This is a genomic window from Paenibacillus sp. FSL E2-0151, assembly GCF_037993015.1.
In the GTDB taxonomy this organism is placed as follows: Bacteria; Bacillota; Bacilli; order Paenibacillales; family Paenibacillaceae; genus Paenibacillus; species Paenibacillus amylolyticus.
This window is the reverse complement of sequence record NZ_CP150308.1, coordinates 229,600-251,612: the sequence shown is the minus strand read 5'-3', so window position 1 is coordinate 251,612 and position 22,013 is coordinate 229,600. Positions and strand designations below refer to the sequence as shown.

Annotated in this window: 16 protein-coding genes; 1 reads left to right on the top strand and 15 read right to left on the bottom strand. The window is 47.0% G+C overall.

Features of this window, described 5'->3' with window-relative positions; translation table 11 throughout:
* Positions 1-71 precede the first annotated feature (71 nt).
* The 11 genes from MHI55_RS01175 to MHI55_RS01125 form a co-directional block, all read right to left on the bottom strand.
* Positions 72-1,709, bottom strand: coding sequence for an extracellular solute-binding protein (locus MHI55_RS01175; RefSeq protein ID WP_083677571.1), 1,638 nt, complete (start codon positions 1,707-1,709; stop codon positions 72-74).
* Positions 1,710-1,838: 129 nt separating this feature from the next.
* A complete protein-coding gene (locus MHI55_RS01170) occupies positions 1,839-2,747 on the bottom strand; it encodes a carbohydrate ABC transporter permease (protein ID WP_017691189.1) in 909 nt (302 codons plus the stop codon).
* 15 nt (positions 2,748-2,762) lie between these two features.
* Positions 2,763-3,707, bottom strand: coding sequence for an ABC transporter permease subunit (locus MHI55_RS01165; RefSeq protein WP_223868815.1), 945 nt, complete (start codon positions 3,705-3,707; stop codon positions 2,763-2,765).
* 530 nt (positions 3,708-4,237) lie between these two features.
* The gene (locus MHI55_RS01160; protein ID WP_340388371.1) at positions 4,238-5,650 is read right to left on the bottom strand and encodes an alpha-L-fucosidase; all 1,413 of its coding nucleotides are present in this window, start codon (positions 5,648-5,650) and stop codon (positions 4,238-4,240) included.
* An 878-nt stretch (positions 5,651-6,528) separates the two neighbouring features.
* Positions 6,529-7,587 (bottom strand): Gfo/Idh/MocA family oxidoreductase, encoded by a 1,059-nt coding sequence (locus MHI55_RS01155; protein ID WP_340388369.1) that lies wholly within the window; start codon positions 7,585-7,587, stop codon positions 6,529-6,531.
* 254 nt (positions 7,588-7,841) lie between these two features.
* The gene (locus MHI55_RS01150; RefSeq protein ID WP_340388367.1) at positions 7,842-8,708 is read right to left on the bottom strand and encodes a sugar phosphate isomerase/epimerase family protein; all 867 of its coding nucleotides are present in this window, start codon (positions 8,706-8,708) and stop codon (positions 7,842-7,844) included.
* A 105-nt stretch (positions 8,709-8,813) separates the two neighbouring features.
* Entirely contained in the window at positions 8,814-10,583 is a 1,770-nt protein-coding gene (locus MHI55_RS01145) for a glycoside hydrolase family 35 protein (RefSeq protein ID WP_340388365.1), read from the bottom strand.
* Position 10,584: 1 nt separating this feature from the next.
* Positions 10,585-12,045 (bottom strand): alpha-L-fucosidase, encoded by a 1,461-nt coding sequence (locus MHI55_RS01140; protein WP_340388363.1) that lies wholly within the window; start codon positions 12,043-12,045, stop codon positions 10,585-10,587.
* 30 nt (positions 12,046-12,075) lie between these two features.
* Positions 12,076-12,840: a copper homeostasis protein CutC gene (locus MHI55_RS01135; protein ID WP_340388361.1), complete on the bottom strand. Its 765-nt coding sequence runs from the start codon at positions 12,838-12,840 to the stop codon at positions 12,076-12,078.
* A gap of 450 nt (positions 12,841-13,290) precedes the next feature.
* Positions 13,291-13,482 (bottom strand): hypothetical protein, encoded by a 192-nt coding sequence (locus MHI55_RS01130; protein WP_340388359.1) that lies wholly within the window; start codon positions 13,480-13,482, stop codon positions 13,291-13,293.
* Between the two features lie 189 nt (positions 13,483-13,671).
* On the bottom strand, positions 13,672-16,455 hold the full coding sequence (locus MHI55_RS01125; protein ID WP_340388357.1) for a glycoside hydrolase family 3 C-terminal domain-containing protein: 2,784 nt from the start codon (positions 16,453-16,455) through the stop codon (positions 13,672-13,674).
* Positions 16,456-17,285: 830 nt separating this feature from the next.
* Here MHI55_RS01125 and MHI55_RS01120 point away from each other — a divergent pair.
* Complete coding sequence (locus MHI55_RS01120) at positions 17,286-17,963, top strand: PBECR4 domain-containing protein (RefSeq protein WP_076254248.1); 678 nt, start codon at positions 17,286-17,288, stop codon at positions 17,961-17,963.
* A 121-nt stretch (positions 17,964-18,084) separates the two neighbouring features.
* Here the strand turns inward: MHI55_RS01120 and MHI55_RS01115 are convergent, their stop codons facing one another.
* From MHI55_RS01115 to MHI55_RS01100, 4 genes are all read right to left on the bottom strand, one after another.
* Positions 18,085-19,173, bottom strand: a complete 1,089-nt coding sequence (locus MHI55_RS01115; protein WP_340388355.1) for a low temperature requirement protein A — start codon at positions 19,171-19,173, stop codon at positions 18,085-18,087.
* Positions 19,174-19,373: 200 nt separating this feature from the next.
* The gene (locus MHI55_RS01110) at positions 19,374-20,330 is read right to left on the bottom strand and encodes a ring-cleaving dioxygenase (RefSeq protein WP_340388353.1); all 957 of its coding nucleotides are present in this window, start codon (positions 20,328-20,330) and stop codon (positions 19,374-19,376) included.
* A gap of 145 nt (positions 20,331-20,475) precedes the next feature.
* Complete coding sequence (locus tag MHI55_RS01105) at positions 20,476-20,703, bottom strand: DUF896 domain-containing protein (protein ID WP_145326414.1); 228 nt, start codon at positions 20,701-20,703, stop codon at positions 20,476-20,478.
* Between the two features lie 190 nt (positions 20,704-20,893).
* Positions 20,894-21,937, bottom strand: coding sequence for an SPFH domain-containing protein (locus MHI55_RS01100; protein ID WP_340388351.1), 1,044 nt, complete (start codon positions 21,935-21,937; stop codon positions 20,894-20,896).
* Between the last annotated feature and the right edge of the window lie 76 nt (positions 21,938-22,013).

Below are 22,013 nucleotides of genomic sequence, written 5' to 3'. Positions count from 1 at the left end.
GGGTTGTCATAGGAGAAGACCGTCCCGGTCACGGGTGACAGACGGGACAGCCTCTATATTGAATCCTTCAATTATTGATTCTTCTCAATGGCACGCTGGTAGATCTCAAGGTAATTACTCAGTCCGAGACCATCAAAGCCTTTGACATACGAATCCCATTCCTTATCAATGCTTTTGCTGCCAATAATGAACTGTGCCATATTCGTCTGCACATAATCCTTAATGGCCGTAGTCAGTTGTGCAGCTGATTCCGTATCCTCCGGACGGATAAACACGTTCGCAGGGTATACTTCTTTGGGTGCATAAGGTTCATACACATTGGTTGCTTGAGCCAGACGTGTACCATAACCCTCTGCTTCTAATGGATTCTGTCCTTCTGCAAACAGATTACGGAACGTGTTGGACAAGTCATGTGCTCCGATCTGTGACCAGCTCTCGTTCACAACAACGTTTGGATCACGCTCAGGCAGGTTGTAGTAGCTGTATTTGGCCGGCTCGCCATTGATGTTTTTCTCATCGGCATCCGCCTTCTTCCAGCCCTTGCCTTCAGTTGGTCCATACTCCGCGTACAGCGCACCTTCTTCACTGAACATGTAGTCTACGATTTTGATGGCGGCAATCTGCTGTGCTTCTGTCGCTTTGTTCGTGATGGCAAACTCAAACTCACCTACGCTCTGCGTGGCGCCTGTCGTCTGCACTCCATCCGGTCCTTTCAATGGAGGAACGATCTCCCAGTGCTGGTGACGGGTGATATCTTTGTCATAAGTATTCACGAGATAACTGACCAGCGCGGTTGTAATGGAGCCAACTACCTCGTCGCCTTCCTTGTTCCCCAGCTGTCCAATCGCCTGATCGTTCTGTGTGAAGGAAGCCGGATCAATCAGGCCGTCTGCATACAGCTTGTTCATGTACTCCAGCCCTTTCTTCCAGCCTTCCTGATTGGCGGCAAAACTCACCTTGCCATCGTTCACGATCAGGTATTTGTCGTTATCATTGTATATAAAGCTATTCATCAGGTAGGCATCAATGTTGCCATTCCATACATACTTGTTCGGTGCACCTGTAAGTGGAATCTCGTCCGCTTTCCCGTTACCATTCGGATCTTGTGTCTTAAACGCCTTCAGAACGGTATACAGTTCATCAGTTGTGGTTGGCATTTTCAGGCCCAAATTATCGAGCCACTCCGTGTTGATCCAGTATTTCTGTGCATACGTACAGTGGTAACATTCATTGAAGATTGGCAACGCATAGATGTTGCCATCCGGTGCCGTAATGGCTTCTTTGAAGTATGGTTTCTCTTCCATAATCTTGGTCAGATTCGGACCATACTTCTGAATCAGATCTTGTAGCGGAAGGAACACGCCCTGTTTTCCATAGGTTTGAAGGTCTGAGGTGGTGAACTTGCCGTGAAGAAATACTTCCGGATAATCACCACTAGCCAGCAGCAATTGTCTGCGATCCTGCAAGGCGTCCGTTGGGGCCAGATCCCATTTTAGGGTAACGTCGAACTTGTCTTCGATAAATTGGGTGAATTCATTCTCTTCCATGGACGCTTTGCCTTGCGGAGCAAAGAGGGTCATGGTTACAGGACCGCCGCTCTCCCCGCTACCGTCGCTACTTCCACCCGATTCCTCGGATGAACTGCATGCGGACAACAAAGCCATCGAAGCAAAGACCAGAAACAACATCGAAATCCAAGATTTTCTCAATCTGACTCCTCCTTTTTGTTCATAACGGCAAATTATTGACTTGTACTGCACGTGTATAAAATCGATCCCGGAAGCCGGCGTGTTCCTTCCACCTCCTTTCAAGAGGCAACCAGGCTTAACTCACAAAGATTAACCTTTGAGGGAACCAACCATGACCCCTTTAACAAAATGCTTCTGTACAAATGGATACATGATCAGAATTGGAATACTCGCCACAACGATCAGTGCATATTTCAACACCTGCTCGAACCCTTGGTCCCGCATCTGTTGGCTGGTATTGGCGAGCATCGCCGGATCAGCCGCGTTCAGGATAAGCAGATTGCGAAGCACGTATTGTAGAGGGAACAATTTCTCGGAACGCAGGTAGATCAATGCATCAAAGTACGCATTCCAGTGACCTACGGCATACATAAGTGTCATGACCGCCAGAATGGGCTTTGATAAGGGAAGAACTACGCTGATCAGATACCGGATATCCCGGCAACCGTCCATTTCCGCGGCCTCCCCGAGTTCTTCCGGAATGGAAGATTGGAAGAAAGTTCTTGCCACGATGACCTGGAATACTGCGAGCGCCCCGGGCAGCCACATCGCCCAACGTGTATCGAGCAGGTGCAAATCCTTCATCAAGAGGTAGGTGGGAATCAGACCGCCATCAAAGAACATCGTGATCATCATGAAAATAATGATGGCACCTCGTCCATAGAATGATTTTCGTGACAAAGGATACGCCAGCATGACGGTCAGCACCACGTTAATGAACGTGCCCACCACGGTGTAGATGATCGTGTTATAAAAACCGAGCATAAGCTGTTGGCTTTTGAAAATGGAGATGTACGCCTTGATGTTAAAGTCTACCGGGAACAGCCACACCTGACCGGATGTCACGGCTCGTGAAGAGCTGAACGAAGAACTGATGATATACAAAAGCGGATAAAACACTGTTAGCAGTATGGCGAACAGAAAGATATAGTTGAATGTCATGAAAATGCGGTCACCGAGTGGGTCCTTGATCCGGTTACGATTAATCAGGTTGAACATGGATAAACTCCTCCTTTACCACAAGCTGTTCTGGGATACTTTGCGCGATATGCCGTTGACGATAACCAGCAGGATCAGGTTGATAATGGAGTTGAAGAACCCTACTGCCGAGGAGAAGCTGAAATTCGCCCCGATCAGACCCACCTTGTACACATACGTGGAGATTACCTCCGAAGCGCTTGTGTTGAGTGGATTCTGCATCAGGTATATTTTCTCGAAGCCCACGCCCATAATGCTGCCCAGACTCAGAATCAGCATGATAACGGTGACTGGAACGAGCGATGGGAGGTCGATGTGCCATATTTTCCGAAGCCTTGATGCGCCGTCCATCTTTGCTGCTTCATAGAGAGATGGATCAACACCAGCAAGAGCTGCGATATATATAATTGATGAATATCCCATGCCCTGCCACACACCTGACCAGACATAGATCGATTTGAAGTATTCCGGAATGCCCATGAAGTTGGTCATCGGGAAGCCGAGCAGTGTGAACAGCTTGTCTACTACGCCCACATGCGGGGAGAGCATCAGAATGATAATGGATACCATGACAACCGTTGAGATAAAATGCGGAGCGTAAGTGACCATCTGCACGGTCTTCTTGAAGTAACCCGTTCGAATCTCATTCAGCGCCAGCGCCAGCAGGATGGGAATAGGGAAACCCGCAATTAAGGAATAAAAGCTGATGCCTATCGTGTTTTTGATTAACAGCCAGAAGTTTGGAGATTGGAAGAAGGCTTCAAAGTGTTTGAATCCGACCCACGGGCTTCCCCAGATTCCTTTGACTACACTGAAGTCCTTGAAGGCGATCTGGACACCCACCATAGGGATGTACTTGAAGATCAACAGATACAATACCGGGGGCAACACGAGCAGGTAGAGTTCCCAGTGTTTCTTGAGGCTTTTGATGAATGGATGCTGCCGCTTGGGCTCCACATGTTTCCTCTGCTGGAGTTCCATCTTGGCGGGTATGCTTTCCGTAGCTCGACTCATTTGCGTCACTCCTTCTACACCTCAAGTGTAATAATACATTACATTTACATCCCTTAAACATCCTTTTTTCTGTTCCTAGTTCCATGTTTAACAAACATGATGTAAACATTCATATCAGGTAGCGCTTTCTTGATTTGATAGTACATCGAAGAGTAAACTTTCATCAATTTGCAATTTTCTCCGACTTCTCTTTATTCCACAAACCCTTGTGTGACAAGCGATTGCGAGCCGTTTCTATTGGGAATCGTGTCCCTTATGTATGAATAAAAAAATCCCGGAGGCTGTTATATCTCCCCCGGAATTGACATGGTATTCTTACATGCAAGTTCAAAAAGTTAACGATTCAGCACCGAGAAGGTTGCGAGAACCTGAAGGAGGAGGAGCGGAGTGTAGGCAAACCTACATGAGCACCGGACTCCGAAGGTGAACGCAAGATTCGATGTCGAGTTCGCTTCGTGGTTTACTTCGTGATCAATTGGGGACTTTTTGAACAACCTCTATGCGCTTGTGACCAATCTGAACGTATGTGTGATGGGAGCTTCATTGGTTGTAGCGGATTGGGGCAGATCCACAAGAAGTCCGTCTTCTGTCTGCTGATACGAAAGTACGTCATCGCTACCGACGAGTTCGATCCGCTCTACCTTTTCCAGATAAGGAATGATTAACTGTGGTTGTACGGTCTCATTCTCGTTTCGGTATTTACGGAAGGCATACACGGTGTTGATCTCTTCTTTCTGAGTGAAAGCCCAATCTTCCGTGAAATATGGCCCGCAGATCCGGGTTCCATAGACGCCTTCTCCATGAGTACTCAGCCATTCACCGAGGCCCTTGATGCCTCGAATTGCCCCTTTTGGCAGACGGCCATCGGGTTGTGGACCTACATTCAGCGCCAGGTTACCACCCTTGGACACGACTTCGAGTAGAATATGTGCCAGCTGTCTTCCCGTTTTATACTGATCATCGAATCCGAAGGCAAAGGAGTTCCCCACCGTAATACAGCTCTCCCATGGAATGTTCATCGGATGTTCCGGTATGGTCTGCTCGGGGGTAACGATATTCTCATACGGTCCACCGACGGTGCGATCTGCGGACAGGAGCCAAGGTTGTGTGGTCTGACGCGCCCGTTCCACGACTTCTCCAAGCCTGATATCCTGACCATGGCGACCTTCGCGCACCCATCCAGCATCCAGCCACAGACATTCGATTCGCCCGTAATTCGTCAGCAGCTCCATGATCTGCTCATGTGTGAACTCCACGAATTTCTCCCACAGCCACGGATACTTATGGGGATCATACGAAGGGCCGCGCCACATATGACGTCCACGCTCCATGCCCGGTGCCCAGTAATAAGGGGTATGCCAGTCCGCTTTGGAGAAATACGCTGAGATGCCGAGTCCTTTGGCCCGGAAAGCGTCAAATAGTGCTCGACAGATGTCCGCATACTTATGGGTATGAAAAGGCGTGTCCTTCCCCGTAATCCGGTAGTCCGTCGTCTTGGTATCCCACATGCAGAAACCGTCATGGTGTTTGGTGGTGAACAGGAAGTATTTGAACCCGTTATCTGCCGCCATCTGTGCCCATTCCTCGGGCTGGAAGCGAATCGGATTGAAAGTTTTGTTCAGATCGAAATATTCCCGCTTGAAGTCTTCCATGTCATCCGTCCAGTCGATGTCATCGCGCGACCAATCGCCATCTTCGTCGCTCAGCGCCCAGGATTCCACGAGACCAAGCTGGGAATAGGGTCCCCAGTGCATCATCAGCCCCAGCTTCTGGTCCTTGAACCACTCCAGCCGCTCATTCAGCAGCGGATCTTCCGGTTTGATCCACTCATCCTCTTTGCTAAAGTTGTGCACGCCGGCTTCGACGATCTGCTCTTCCTGCTCCAGTACGGTTTCTTTGGTTTCGCTCATCCTGTTTCATCTCCTCTGGATTTCATGTCAAACGCTGAACACATAGGTTTACACTCGGCCACTGCGCGGTCAGAATAATCTTCCGATCGCTGTTATCCCCAGATTTTTTTGATTATTTCCCTAGAGGGGAAATCCGGGGATAAAGGCGAGCGCTTCGCTTCTTCAGATTTCTTCTGCCCTCTCCGTTATCGTGTAAATGTTTAATTCAACTAAGAAGGACATCGCAAATCCTGTCATTTTTAGTGTGACTATTAAGGGGCTTAGTAACTCTGTTATTTCGAGTGCGGTGCCCTCTCCAATCACTATGGACCCCTTATTTCCCTCGTTTCTATAGGGAATACAAGATCAGAGAGAGTGCGATTCGTTGTTTTGGATTGGTTTTGTGTTCTCCGTTTTGGCGTAACGATTAGTTTATATAGGGTTTGCCTTCAAATTCAGGGAAGATATATGATGATGGATGTCAGTGCGTTTATAACGTTTTGAAATACAAGCGGCTGATCCTGGTGAATGGGTAAAGTTTTTTCTAAGGAACACAGGGCGTCTTATTTAGCCTTTTGATCCTCTTTTTAAATTGTAATGAACATCAGACACGTTATTTCCCGAAATTAGGTGGTAAAAACGCTGTAAACTGCTGATTATTCTGATATAGCATGTGTCAGGTTCCTTAGATTTCGGCTAGCGCTCCAAACCCTTGAATAAGACGCCTCAGATTCGTTAGCGCTCGCTCCATGCTCTGCTCCAACCGCAAGCGGAGAGGACGACTCCAAATCCCGCCCGGAGCGGAGCTTTTCATTGAAAAGGAGCGAAGTGCTCATAACTTTCAATGCACGGGAGTAGTAAAGTATCAACTTGAGCATCTCCGTATTGCAAGGCCCCAATTACAGCGTGATTTCGCGGCCCTGGCGTGCCGATTCGTAGATGGCACAGAGCATTTTCATCACTTCGACGCCGTCTTCAACGGGGCTAAGTGTTTCTTTGCGGCCCTGTGTGATATCGATAAAATGGTTGATTTCATTGCGGAACGATCCCATAAAGTCGAATGATTTGAAATCCACCTGTGGAGTCATGTTCAAAATGGTGTTGAATTTCTCACCGATGATCGAAATTTCCGGCTCCAGCTCGGCACCGCCTTTGTCGCCATATAGTTTGACCGAAGTCTCATCCGCTTTGGCATGGAGCGTGAAGCTGACATCCACGAGTAGGCTCGCGCCGTTCTCAAAACGAATCAGGGCATTTGCCATATCCTCAACGGTGTTCTGATCTGCATCATAATCCGCTGCTTTGTAGAACGATAGATTGTTAATGTTCGAGCGGTTCCCTAAACGGTTGGATACGTTAGCGGAGACGGATTTCACCTTCGGTCTGCCCATCAGATACCAGCATATGTCGATCACATGTACCCCGATATCGATCAGCGGGCCGCCGCCGGAGCGGGTGATATCCGAGAACCAGCCACCCGGATTGCCCAGACGACGAAGACTGGAGGCTTTGGCATAATAGATCTCGCCCAGCTCACCCTCGTCGATAAACTTCTTCAGAATTTGTGCATTGTCGCTATATCGGCGAACAAAACCGACTTGCAGCAGCTTTCCACTGCGATGAACCGCCTTCTCTACTTCGAGGGCATCCTCCACCGTTTGGCAGAGTGGTTTCTCACATAACACGTTTTTGCCTGCGTCCAGAGCAGCAATGCTAATCTCGGCATGAGAGTCGTTCCATGTACAGATGCTGACGGAATGGATCTCGGGCAGTGCGAGCAATTCTTTGTAATCGGTAAACACATGAGGTGCATTATATTGCTTCGCCACTTCTGTGGCACGTTCTGCATTCAGGTCGCAGATAGCGTATATTTCAACGTCCGGGTTACTGGCGTAGGCTTGCAAATGGCAATCGGATATGGATCCGGCACCGATAACGGCGACTTTCAATTTGGGCATAGTGCTGATTCCTCCATCGTTTTCATATGAATTGACTCAAGAAATTATAATATTTGGCTTAACGTAACGACGGTGAATGCTTGGACTTTCGGCCGCTGTTGTCTGCAAATTTCTTTTATTGACCGCTCTAGCGGTTGAAATCCGCAGACAAAGGCGGTCGCTAACGCTCCTACAGTTCCAAGCTTCCCCTCTGTTACTCACGCCTTCTTTAGAATTGGATTCAATTTTTATTCATTTAAAACAAGTACTCAGCCCTATGCCTCTTCCCATAGGCGGCGGACGTTATCCATGGCAATGCGTGAGGCCGTTTTGCAATCTTCCATGCCTTCAAATTCAACCGAGATATATCCGTCATACCCGGATTGTTTCAACACACGGAACACCTCAGGCATGTCGATATCGCCTTGGCCCACAATGGCACCGCGCAGGTAATTGCCATGCGAGGTTTGGAACCAGCCTTCACCCGGATTCCGGTAGGAAGGTCTCCAGTAGAAGTCTTTGGCGTGCACGATCGACGCGTACGGAATGTTATTTTTTACGGCACTCACCGGATCTTCGTCCACACAGAGGAAATTGCCGACATCCAGCGTGGTCTTGAAGTTACTCCGCGCCGTTTCGTGTAACAAACGCTGAATGCGTTCACTCGACTGCACATAGTATCCATGGTTCTCAATGCTTGTTGTGATTCCAAGACCCGCTGCATAATCGGCTATCCGCTGACAGGCTTTCACCAGTACCGGTAGGTCGATCTCGAACTGTGTTACGGTTCCTTCTGGTGCAGGGCGGAAAGCCACGTCATGACGCATCAGCTTCAGACCTAACGCAGCAGCCACATCCACATGTCGCATCACATTCTGGATCTCTTGCTCCAACGCTTCGGCGTCCTCCTGAACAGCGAAGTTTGCGCCGATGGCGTAATTGGAAATGTCGATCCCGACCTCTTTTGCCACAGCTTTAATCTCATCAATCAACTCCGGATTATCGATCAGACTGAATCCCATCGGTACAATCTCCACATGTTCCCCGCCCTGATCGGCGATCCAACGAATGGCATCTGGTACGGTTAATTCTTTGCGATCCAATGCTTGTTGCAGACTGTAGGTGCTGAGTCCAACTTTCATTTTTCCTCATCCTCTCTTGTAGTCAATGTCCATACCCAACGTATACCTTTTTCTGGCGGACACAACAATTCTCAATAATCGTTTGGCTCACCTATTTTCCTTTTTCTAGCCCAAATCCGGTGTATCCACGAACGTTACCGCCAGATCATCCGTCTGATGTAGCTCAAATACCATGATTTCATTCTCACCTTCATGTAGGAGCGGAGCAGGTACATACAGTGTTTTTTGTGGCCCTTTATTCCAGTAGCGACCCAGATTGAATCCGTTTACAAATACAACCCCTTTGGTCCAGCTATCCAGTCGCAGAAAAGTATCTCTTACATCCGTGATATTAAACTCTCCTCGATAAAATGCTGGTCCCTGTACTTCGTTAATTGCTTCGCTAATCACATCACTAAATTGTAAACCCGACAGATCAGTTAATGGCAGACAATGAATCGTCCAATCATATAAAAATTGAAAGCCATGTCGCACACCCTCGGTGATGCCCTTCGGATCTCTCAGGTACGGACCATAGTTAATTCGCCCCATATTTTCAACAAGGATCAATAGATCTGCGCCCTCAGGCGGCACTGCAAAGGAAACCGATAATGCCGTATTCCCCCGTTCCAGCACGCCCTGAAATTGCCCATCAACAAACACAAGCGCACGGTCACGAACCTCCTGAACCACCAGTTCCTGTCGCTCCCTGGGCCCGGATATTCGGGTTTGATAACAAATAAAGCCATAATCCTGACCCAGCTTCTCCATCGGTTCTGGATTCGTGCGTTGTACCGGGACTGATATCCGGTCCATCTGCGCCAGTAATGACGCCTGTTGGGTCAACTCCACTCGCCCATAGGCGATAGTCCCCTTCGATTTTGGCAGCACAAGCTCACCCAGATCTTCGCCGCTATACTGAGCAATAAGGTCCCTCACCGCATGGAACTTCGCTGTCGGCTCCCCGGATTCACTGAGCAGTGAATCATAGTCGTAACTTGTAATCGTCGGTTCATATTGATCCTTCTGCTGACAGTTCGCCCCGTTATAAAATCCAAAGTTCGTTCCACCGTGGAACATGTAAAAGTTAACCGAGGCTCCTGCTCGAAGCATCTCCTCAAACACACCAGCCACATCTGTGGCTTCTCGGGTGTGATGTGACTCACCCCAGTGATCGAACCAGCCGTTCCAATACTCCATGCACATCAAAGGTTCATCCGCCTGATATTCACGCAACTTGGCGAACGCTCCTTCCGTTCCTGATCCAAAATTAACTGTAGCCAGATGCCCCGGGACTGATCCCGCTTGCAGCATGTGGTCTGTCGGTCCGTCCGAGGTAAATAACAACACATCCATACCGCGCTCTACCATGCCATCACGTAAATAATGCAGGTAACTCGCGTCGTTCCCGAAGCTGCCGTACTCATTTTCAATCTGCATTGCAATGATCGGCCCGCCATGGGTGCTCAGAAGAGGTTTCAACTTGGGCAAAAGCACATCATAATAACGATCCACATTCTCCAGAAATTTTGCATCACTACACCGCAGACGAATTTCATCATCGGCAAGCAGCCAGGCAGGTAATCCGCCAAACTCCCACTCGGCACATATATAAGGACTTGGACGAACAATCACATGCAGACCCACATCTCCCGCAATGCGAATAAAACGTTCCAGATCAGCCATGCCTTCAAAACAATACTGGCCCGGCTGGGGCTCATGAACATTCCACGGCACATACGTTTCCACCGTATTGAAACCGCAGGCTTTCAGCTTGAGTAACCGATCCTCCCAATAGTCGGGGACCACTCTGAAATAATGAATGGCACCCGACAAAATCTGAATGGGCTCGCCATCATACATAAATTGTGAACCTTTATACGTTAGCACGGCCATATTACAACCCTCCCCGCTCGCTCAGATATATGCCTAACCCGGACAACGTAGGGCACCATCTGGATTCATGAATGCTTAAACGCATCTTTCTCGATGTAACCTGTGGGAAACAGCAAATTCGCTTATACCCCACCACCGTCCCCTTGTAAAACTCTTCCCAACCACCATCTGCCCTCTGCGACTCCAGCGTAAAACGCTCAATCCGTTGGCCTGTCTGGATATGTTCCATCAGCACCACCCGGTCAAACGATCGTTCCCCCTGCAAATCCAGCTCGATCCAAGCCTGCTCCGTTCCTTCGTGAGGACACCAATACGTATCCCGTCGTTCCGTGAGCACTTCCGATACGGCATGTTGTTCATCCATCGTCCCCGATGCTTTTACCAGCGCCTGCAAGGCGAAATTTTCCTGAAAAATGGTGCGCAGTGAATCTCCCAATTCCTGTAGTCGCTCCACATCCCGCTCGTGAATGAGACCACGCATATCCGGTGGCAGATTGAGTAAAAAGGTGGCGTTGCCCCCCACTGCGCCGTAATAGACGGCGAGCAGTTCTTCCAGTGTTTTGACCTGATCATCTTCACTGGCATGATAGAACCATCCTGGGCGAATCGAGGTATTCACCTCGGCAGGGTACCAGATCAGTTGCTCACCTTGGGAACGAATGACCTCTCGGCTTCCCAAATCACCGTCCTGCGTATTGATCCTTGTGGCGAACTCACCATCATCCACCTGTTGCGATTGCTCCTGAATCTTCTCATTATCCTGCATATGCGCTGGCACAACGCTCCATTCCGATTCCCGTGTGTGTCCCGCTTCATTGCCACACCAGCGAACATCCGGGCCACATACCGAGATGACAGCTTCGGGCTGAAGTTCACGAATAAGCGCATAATAGGCGTCCCAGTCATAGACCTGCCTTTTGCCATTCGGACCCTCACCACATGCACCATCGAACCATACACAGAAGATGTCGCCATAATTCGTGAGTAGCTCGCGCAACTGATGGAGGAAAAACTCGTTATACCTCTCCGAATCTCCGTAAGAGGCTTCATGCCGATCCCAAGGAGACAGGTACACGCCAAACTTCAATCCACCCTGACGGCAGGCATCAGCGACTTCCCGAACCAAATCCCCCGCACCGTTCCTCCATGGACTAGCCGCGACCGTATGCGCTGTAAACTGACTTGGCCACAAACAAAACCCATCATGATGCTTACATGTCAGAATCAGCCCCTTCATCCCGGCAGCCTTGCACGCCTGCACCCATTGCGCTGCGCTCAGTTCAGAAGGGTTGAAAATCGCTGGGTCTTCCTCCCCAGTGCCCCATTCCTGATCCGTAAATGTATTTACCGTAAAATGAATAAACGCGTAGAACTCCATCTCCTGCCATCTCAGCTGGCGTTCGGATGGGCTGACCTGTGCTGCGGACTTAATCCATTCGGCTGGTTGCAGTTCATAATTCATGGCGTATCACTCCTTTTATTTAGCGCATCCCTATATCATTGGACCACCCTTGCTTGGACCGCTACTCAGTATACTACTGTCCATGAATGGCTGTGATGCAAGCAATAACTGCTGCTGGGCTTCTTCAACCAAATGTGGATCAATGGGATAATTAAAGCTACCTTTGTACCTCACGCCTGATCCCATATGTATCTCTGTGATCCCCGTCTGACTCACGAGCGTTTGAATTCCCTCTATGGTGACCCCCGACCCTGCCATGACAGCGATGTTCAAGGTTTGCCCCAGGTCCTGGAGCTGTTTCAGTTCCAGTATGGCTTCAGGCGCTGTTTGTTTCCCTCCCGATGTAAGCACACGCTCCACGTTTCCCAATGTGTTAATGGCCTTGAGCGCCTCAGTCAGGCTTGTGCTCACATCAATTGCCCGATGAAACGTAACGCCCAAACCCTGTGCTTCGGCCATACATGATTGCAAGGATATGAGGTTGACTTCACCATCTCCTGTAAGAGCGCCGATCACGATGCCAGCGGCTCCAAGTTCCCTCGCCACGCGTACATCCCGGGTCATAGCGTGGATGTCATCTGCGCTATAGCGGAACGAGCGGCTATGTGGACGGATCATGACATACACTGGGATGGAGACTTGAGACAGCACTTGCTTCATGACACCATAACTGGGGGTAAGCCCTCCTTCAGACATCGCAGACACCAGCTCAATCCGATCAGCCCCTCCCTCCTCAGCTGCTTTGGCATCTGCCGCATCCACAGCGATGACTTCCAATACAGGCTGTCTTTCCATAAGGATCGCTCCCTTCACTTCATCGTAGATTATTCTAGAACCGTTAACCCGTATCGATAGACATCACTCGAACAGCACACAGCCTGATCCATGACATAAAGGACCGACTGAACGCTTCATCAGCGCTCCTGCGGTCCTTCTTCATCATTATCTGAAGACGGTCAGCTTCCAGATGACAATCTGCAAAGGCTGGCCGTCCTGAACGATATATGATTTGTCGGTAATGATCTTCATGATTGGATTCTCCTTTGGGGGCCGGAATGGGCTAGCAAATAGAGAGCGCAACGGATTTCATGTACTTCGTCTGATCATTTTGTTATTTTTGTTATTTATAATGTTATTATTTATTAGCAATAGTCTAAAACGTTAGGATCAGAACGTCAATACAAAAAAAGACACCCGGAGGGTGTCTTCATGTCTTGGATAACCTTCTGGTTATCCGATCTTTTTCTATTTTCTACGCCGAGCCTTCGTCATTCGATTAAACATAATCAGTGCAGCAATAATCATGGCTATCATGGCAATATTACTCGCCACTTCTTGTGATAATCCGAAAAGAATTCCCAGGTTAGTCACCAGGCCTCTTACAATCAGCGCCACCACAACCAGCAGGATTGGACTTAAAAAATTATAATTTCTCATTCTTCGCAACACCCCTGACCCCATTGTTCAGAACTACGAATCTCATAACACTATCATAACAGTAGCTATTCTGTGTTACAACAAAGGACACCCGCGTACAGTGTCCTTTGTCATATACCAACGTATTCTGCTTTGGATGACAGAACAACCTTTCGATTGCTCTTATCACCTGATATTTCCGATTATCTTCTACACCTGCTTGAATTCGATCCAGTCAATCTGAAGTCCTGGTTTGGTGAAGTCCAGTTTCAATTCATACAGTCCTGCTTCAAGGTCTACTTTGACAAGTTTCTGTCTGATCCATTTGCCTTCCGTACCATTCGTTTGAATGGTGGTCACCAACTGGTCATTCAGGAGCAGGTTACATGCACTTTGAGCGAGTTCCGGCTCTGGGGACATGATCTGTACGATAATCCGATAATGGCCGGCCTCGCTCACTTTCATATAGACGGATTCAGCTACCGCAGGTTTCACCTGTGCATTCTCAACCAGAACCTGGGCCTGTGCAGCAGATAGAGATGTATTCGCTTGGAACGAAGCGACGTTCTCCACGATCTCGTGTTTTCTACCTGACACCGGTGCATTCATGATGAACTTGCAGATGTTGATCGCCGAGCGTTGCAGCTCTCCGCGAGTCAATGTTCCATTTTCCAAAGATTCAATCGTATTATCGTCCCAGCCATTAATCTCTGCGCCGTAGTTCGGTACAACCATGTAGAGATCATTCTGCGCACGAATCATCCAGTTGGTGTATTTGCGATCAGCCTCTCCACCTTCGGTCACATCGTTCATAATTGCCCACCAGTCGGTCATGACGATACCCTCGAAATTCCATTCGCCACGCAAAATCGTCGTGTTCAGGTCGTAGTTGGATGCCGCCCAGTGTCCGTTAACCGGGTTGTAAGAAGTCATGATGGAGTTTGCTCCGCCTTCTTTGACTGCGATTTCGAACCCTTTCAGGTAAATTTCACGCAGTGCACGTTCGGAGACAACAGCATCTACTTTACTGCGGTGTTTCTCCTGATTGTTGCAGGCAAAGTGTTTCAGTGTGGCATTGGAACCACCCTTCATGATACCTTTCGTACATGCTGCGGCAAATACACCCGAGATCAGCGGATCTTCGGAGAAGTACTCAAAGTTCCGGCCATTGAGCGGGCTCCGGCGGATATTTAGTCCAGGTCCGAGCAGGGTATCCACCTGATTTCTCAGCAATTCCTGTCCTTCCATCACATACAACTCTTCAACAAGATCCTTGTTCCATGTGGCCGCAAGCAACGTACCAATGGATACCTGTGTTGCCTTCTCTCCACTATCCATACGAATACCAGACGGGCCATCTGCCGTACATGCTACCGGAATACCGTAGTTAAACAGGCTGTCGCTGACACCACCAAATGCGGAGGCCGTCCCCGAAGTAACGAGCGGACTGCTCATGCCTTCGCCACGGACAATTGCCGCTAGATCCTGATCACTCAGTTGAGCGATGAAGGTTTCCAGACTCACTTTGCCAGCCTTAACGTCACTCAGCTTGTGGCCCTGGTTACCTGTCTGCTCCAGCGTTTGCGGGAGATTCTGCTCAATCCGGTTTGCCATGGATATCTTACGTTTCGGTACTTCTGCATAAGTCAGTTCATAAGATCCATCTTCCTTGCGCGAACCTGGTTTCATCCGTGTAAAATCTTCAGTTGGGGCCATCGCTTCTTGCAGTTGCTCCACCAATTGAAGAGATTCAACACTATAGCCATCCTGGCCATCAATGCTGATATGCTGCACTTGTTTCACACTGGTTCCTACATGCAGTCGGTATGTGCCTTCTTCCAAAACATATGCGGAAGCATGGCCCGTAACACCTGCATCATCGTAAGATGCCATGGCATGGATCGGGAAGCTGATCGTAAGAATTTCTGACTCACCCGGCTGTAACAATCCTGTTTTACCAAAAGCCACCAACGCCTTCACCGGTTGTCCCAGTTTGCCTTGTGGTGCTTCATAATAAACTTGCACAACCTCTTTGCCCGCATATGTTGTACCTGAGTTGGTCACATTTACACGAACTTCGATGTAGGTTTCGCCGTCTTTGGTTACTGATTTTGCTTCTTCGTGCTGAGCCAAAAACGTCGTATAAGACAGGCCGTAACCGAATTCAAACTGAACACGCTCAGGTCGAAACGTTTCGAAATAACGATAACCTACATAGATATCTTCCTGATACAGGTTCTTGAACTCATTGCCGTAGTTGCTTGTCGAAGGGTAATCTTCGATGGAATATGCAATCGTATCTGTCAGTTTACCGCTTGGTGTAACGTCCCCCGCCAGCACATCGGCAATCGCATTACCACCCTCCATACCGCCATGCCAGGAGTAAATTACGCCTTGGATCGGATGTAGATACGTTTCGTTTAACCAGCTCATGTCGATGATATTTGAGACATTCAGCACAACGATTGTGTGTTCAAACTGCGAAGTAACTTGCTTCAACATCGCTTTCTCATCTTCTGTCAGTTGGTAACTTCCTGGCGCATCCGCATTATCCTGGTCTTCTCCTGCTGTACGTCCAATCACGATAATGGCTTTGCTGGATTTGCTTCTAGCCTGTGCAACCAGTTCATCCGTCAAAGGCATTTCTTTCTGATTCCATGGCTCGGCCGCCCATACTTTTCCGCCATCATCAAATGGATTTTCCTCGATCCACTTCTCATAGACAGCTGCCAGCTCTTCATTGACCGTTATATTCTTTTTGCTGCGAAGACCATCCAATAGATTCGTTGTATAAGCCACATGTACACTACCGCCTGAACCTGTACCGCTACGATAATAATTGACTTGAATCCGTCCAAAAACTGAAACGTTTTCGTTTTCACGAAGTGGAAGCACTTGGCCTTCATTTCTGAGTAAAACGGCTCCTTCAGCGGCAACCGTACGACTAAACTCTGCAAACCCTTCCAATGGAACTCCGATTTGATGTGTGCTCAATGATTTCCCTCCTGATTGTCATCCCCATATCTACGAATCGCTATATATAAAATGAACTAACAAAACGTACATTCGGCCACTACTAGGACAGAACAACCCTTCGATCACTCTTATCCCCCGATTTCTTGATTCCCTTTTCCTAAAGGGAGAAATCCGTTGATAAAGGCGAACGCTTATGCTTCTTCAGGTTATTTCTGTCCTCTCCGTTTTCATGTTTGTTTCTTACGCTCATTTTATATAAAAGATATTCTATGATCTGGTAGATTCACTTGTACATAGTCTCATATTAACAGATTCTATAGAAGAAATTAAATTAGATTTGTGCTTTTGAGAAGAAATTACCCTAACGTCAAAAGTTGCAGACACAATTACGCCGTTCCACGATGTAAGAACACGCTCATTCAATCAATTATTCGTTAAGAATACAATGATTCAAGGATAATATTTAGGGAATTAATTCCGATAAACGTATGGATAATACCTCCTATTTCGTTGAACTAAAAGGCTTTTGTGGTATACTAGTGATATCAACAAATTAGGAGCGTACTGTGCTCACCAGGGTTGCAACCCTTGGTTCCACTCCGCAGTGGACTTTAAATAAGATGCGGAATAGAGTAATTAGTTGCATAACACACGGTAATACGGAATATACTATATTTGGACCCTTAGGGTCACTGGGGAAGGCGACCCCTAGTTCCACTCCGCGGTGGACTTTAAATAAGACGCGGAACAGAGCTTTTAGTCGCCACCATATTATAATTGTGAAGGCGCTGGTTCTATCTACCTAGCGTCTTTTTTAGTTTGTAAATAGAAACTGTGAGGGAACCTATATGCTCGAAAGGATATCACATGTCCACGACTTACACTCACTAGATGTAAAACCAAGAATAGATCAGATTAACCTAAAATTGCTCCTCGACTACTACATCAGCTATCTATTACCATATCGATTTACATACAACTTGGGAGACGGCTCCGTACTTCACTTAGATTTTAACAAAGAAAACTTTTGTCATCTTGTAGGCTTACAAAGTATTGTCAATAAAACTTTGAAGGAACGCGCAGCTTCAAAATATAAGGGCATGCCAGGTTTCAATGGTGTTATGAACGGTATAATTACGTTTGAAGATTTAAAAAAGAAAAACAAGGGTGGATTCAATAGTGTAAAAAGTAAATTAGTTAATTTCCATCTCATTCCCAAGCTACTTATGTCTTCAACACAAGTCGTTTACTACACTCAACCTGTTAATAGTATTAATTGTGCCCTATTAATATTTGATGTGTATCACAATGCTTACATCCATCTTGGAATAGATAAAATAGTGGAAGGAACATATGTAGCAAGAACGTTTCTTATCGAACCGATAACACAAATAAATTCGGGCACTACGTTCATTGATGGTCAAAAAGGACCCATACCCATTGTTAAGACCTTAAAAATGTTAAGACCCGATACACAAGTAGCCTCTACTGCTATCAACATCTCTGAATCATCAGATAACTATTAATGGTGTCTCATCTGGAATCGATTTCAGGTACAAACTAAATAACCGTTCTCCGGTATACTACTGGAAAACGGTTATTTAGTTTGTTTTGCTACCTAGAAGGCTATAGAATTCCTTTGATATATTAAGTCGTAAGTTTCGCATACACCAGGAAGAATAACATGTCTTCGCCCATGATGACATAACCCGGAACCTGGTAGACCAGATCAACAAGGACAAATGCCACCAGTAACCCCACCATGACTGCCAGATGACGTGGCCGGAGTCGTAGATGTGCGTGTCTGTAACGGTGGAACACAAGTGATGTCGACAAGAAATACAACAGCGCTGATCCAAATACAAACCCTATCATGAACACATAGTTTAACTGGTTCTGATATAACAGCTGAATTGAGGCGGCGATCATACTCATAGAGATGTAGATGAACAGATGGCCGTATATGATCGCTTGCCCGGCAGTCTGAATCTCTTTGCTGACCTTTTTCTCCACATTGTCGAAGTATTGCCACCATATCGCAATGACAAAGATGGATGTAAAGGCGGCAAACAGAATGGATTTCATATCCCAATGATCGGCTTGCAGCACCGCGATAATGCTTACCACCGATTCACCCAGCAGGATAAGTGTAAAGAGCGCGAAACGTTCCAACAAGTGATGGGTCTGAACCGGTACCTTCACCAGATTTTTGCGTCCGATCAGCGGAAGCACGATGTCCACAGCAATCCCCGCATACAAAATCACGTAGCGTAACCAGGAATCGAAGAACAATGAACCTGATGAGATCAATATGCCAATAAGGAAACAGATACCCAAGTAACGAGCCGCTTGCTGCTGATGCTCGCCTTTTGACTTGTGAGCCGTCAGATACTGAATCGCCGTAAATGCCCGTGAGCCGATATATCCAATGAAGAAGGACAGATAGTATTGGTCAAAATGGGTAGAGAGGCTTGCCGTCATGACCATAACGGACAGAAGCTGAAGGATGAGGAATATTCGATGGATTAGGATATCTTGACCATAGCGGTTAATAAACAAGGTCTGACCGACCCATGCCCACCAAACAGGGATAAAAATAAGCACAAACTTCATTAAATATTCAAACGTAATTACTCCATGTTCGGCATGTAACAAGACATGACCCGCTTTGGCGACCGCTGCTACAAAGAGCAGATCGTAAAACAGCTCCAGCCAGGTAACCTTTTTCTCCATCATCCTTCGTTGCTCCTTTAGGTTTTTCATTTACACCTACACTTCGATGACAGAATAACCCTCCAATCGCTGTTATCCCCAGATTTTTCGATTCCCTTTTCCTAAGGGGAAATCCGGGGATAGCATATGCTTCCGATGTAGCTTTCTTTCAGAAAGCTTTTAGGCGAACGCTTCGCTTTTTCAGGTTTTTTCTAGAACTCTTATTAGTTCGCAGCTGTAGCAGGTACGAGCGTTCTTACCACAATCGGTTGCAGATTGTCCTCAATTTGAGGGCGGTATTTCTCAAACCATTCAGGCAGCATCAATTTTTGTCCAAGCGAATCAGCAGGTTCATCTTTGGCAAAGCCCGGAGGATCTGTAGCAATTTCAAACAGAATGCCGCCAGCTTCTCTGAAGTAGATTCCGTTAAAGTACTGACGATCCCGCACTGGAGTCGGTTGGTACCCGTAATCACGTACAGCTTCGCTCCACTGTGCATGCTCCTCATCGTCTTTGGCGCGCCATGCAATATGGTGCACGGTTCCTGCGCCGCCCATACCCAGAGGTATACGGGTCACTGGAACATCTACGACATTACCGATATCCCCGCTGGACCGGAAACGAGCATATTCTTCATTTTCACTCACTCTGACAAATCCCAAAATTTTCTCAAGAGCATCCATCGTTCTTTGCGGGTTAACACTGAACAGGACAGCACCACCGAAGCCTTTGATTGCTTTATCTGTTGGAATGCCTTCGTGCGCCCAAGTGCTGGTTGCTCCCTCTTCCCGTTCAACAAGCTCAAGCCGCAGGCCTTCGCCATCTTCGAATTGAAGCAGGTCTTCATTGAAGCGACTTGTTTTGGTTACCTCAATGTTATACTGTTCCAGCCGATTCTGCCAGAAGCCAATCGACCCAGGAGGAATGACATAGGAAGTGATGCCGACCTGACCTCCACCAATTTTCCCCCGTGGTGATCCAGCCGATGGGAAGAAAGTAATGATGGTACCTGGGCTTCCGTGCTCATCGCCAAAATACAGATGATATACATCAGGTGCATCGAAGTTGATTGTTTTTTTCACCAGACGAAGTCCCAGAACTCCGGCATAAAAATCTACGTTAGCCTGTGGATCTCCTGCGAAAGCTGTAATATGGTGAATACCTGCTGTTTGAATAGTCATGATTAATTCCTCCTTGGTTTGGTAAGCATGTTTTGAATCGAGTAGGTGTTATAGATATTTGAGTTAGTTAAATGAGTTAGTTAATTGATTTATAGTAAGTTTGTATTATCTTTAAATTAAGATATATGATCTAGCGAATTGTATTCTAGTCGTTATTTTGATTGGCCTGTTTTTGTTTCAATTTATCAGGAGTCACGTCATCGCCGTTTGGATCATAGATGGTTGCATTCAGCAGAATGTCGTTGACCGAACCGCGAAAAGTTTGCAGATATTCCTGGCGAAGACGAACCTGTTCCTCTTTTTCCATCTCCGTCAATCCGCCCTCTTTAGCTTTTCTTGAAAGTTCATTTATTCTGGTCAATGTTGGGATCATCATCTTGATCTCTCCTCATGTAATGGATTAAAGATATTTGTTTGGGTTGTTATTTATATTTAAATTAAATATCTTAAGTTAAAGATAAATGATTTGTGATCGGTTGTCAACTCTTTTATCAAAAGTAAAAAGGGCTAGCTCCGCAGTAATTTCACTTACTACGAACCTAGCCCTACATGTATTGATTTGATTAGCCCAGCTTTTGCCCACAATTCGGACAGAAGTTGGCTCCTTCATTTTTGGCTCCACAGTTCGGGCAGAAGTTTGGCTTCTTGTTGCCTTCTGTAGATGAAGATGTATTTGAATCACCGTTGCTATTTCCCGCTGGTTTCTGATCGTTATTCTGATTCTGAGACGAATTGGAATTATTGTTCTGGTTTTGGCCTTGATTCTGGTTCATGTTCTTCATCATTTCATTGGCCATGTTCATACCAATCATCATACCCGCCATATCCGAAGCTGCGCCGCCGCCCTGTACTTTACCGGATGAGATGCCGTCTGTCATGCTGACCTGTTGATACTTTTGCAGATTACCAATCATCTCATGCGAAGCGGTCTTTGTAATCATATCCTGAATCTCTTTTGGATAGTTGAAGCTCATCACTTGGAAACCGGTAATCCCAATGCCGATGTCCATCATCTGCATATCCAGATCTTCCTGAATACCTTTGGCAATATCCGATGCATTGGCCTGCAGGTTGAACATATCCTTCCCTTCACGGCTGATCCACTTCATTAGAAGCTGATCCAGCACAGAAGTGATTCGGATTTTGACATCCTCGACCAGATAACTCTGTTTGATGCCTGCAATCTTATCAATCAGGGTCACATAGTCACTCACTTTGAAATTAAATGTTCCGTTGGCCCGAATCGGCATCCCGCCAGGGAGTTGTGGTGTTGGAATCAACACCGGGCTTTGTGTGCCCCAGCGCACGGTGAACTCTTTTGTATTTACAAACAAGACTTCGACCCGCATGCCACTGTTGAATCCAAATTTGAATCCTTTTAATGTAGAAAGAAACGGAATGATCTCGGAATCGATATTAAATGATCCTTCGTCCTCGAAAATCCCTTCCACTTTACCGTTATTTAGGAAAATGGCGTCCTGACCCGAACGGATGATAAGTTTACTCCCCTTCTTGATCTCCCGGTTACTCCACTTCCAAAATATCATGTCATCTCTGAACTCTTCCCATTCCACCACATTCGAAAACTGATTTCTGAAAAATCCCATACTAATTCCCATCCCTTCTATAGTAAGCATTGTGTGCCATCATGCCTGCGTTAAGTTATTACGAGTGTCCATGATG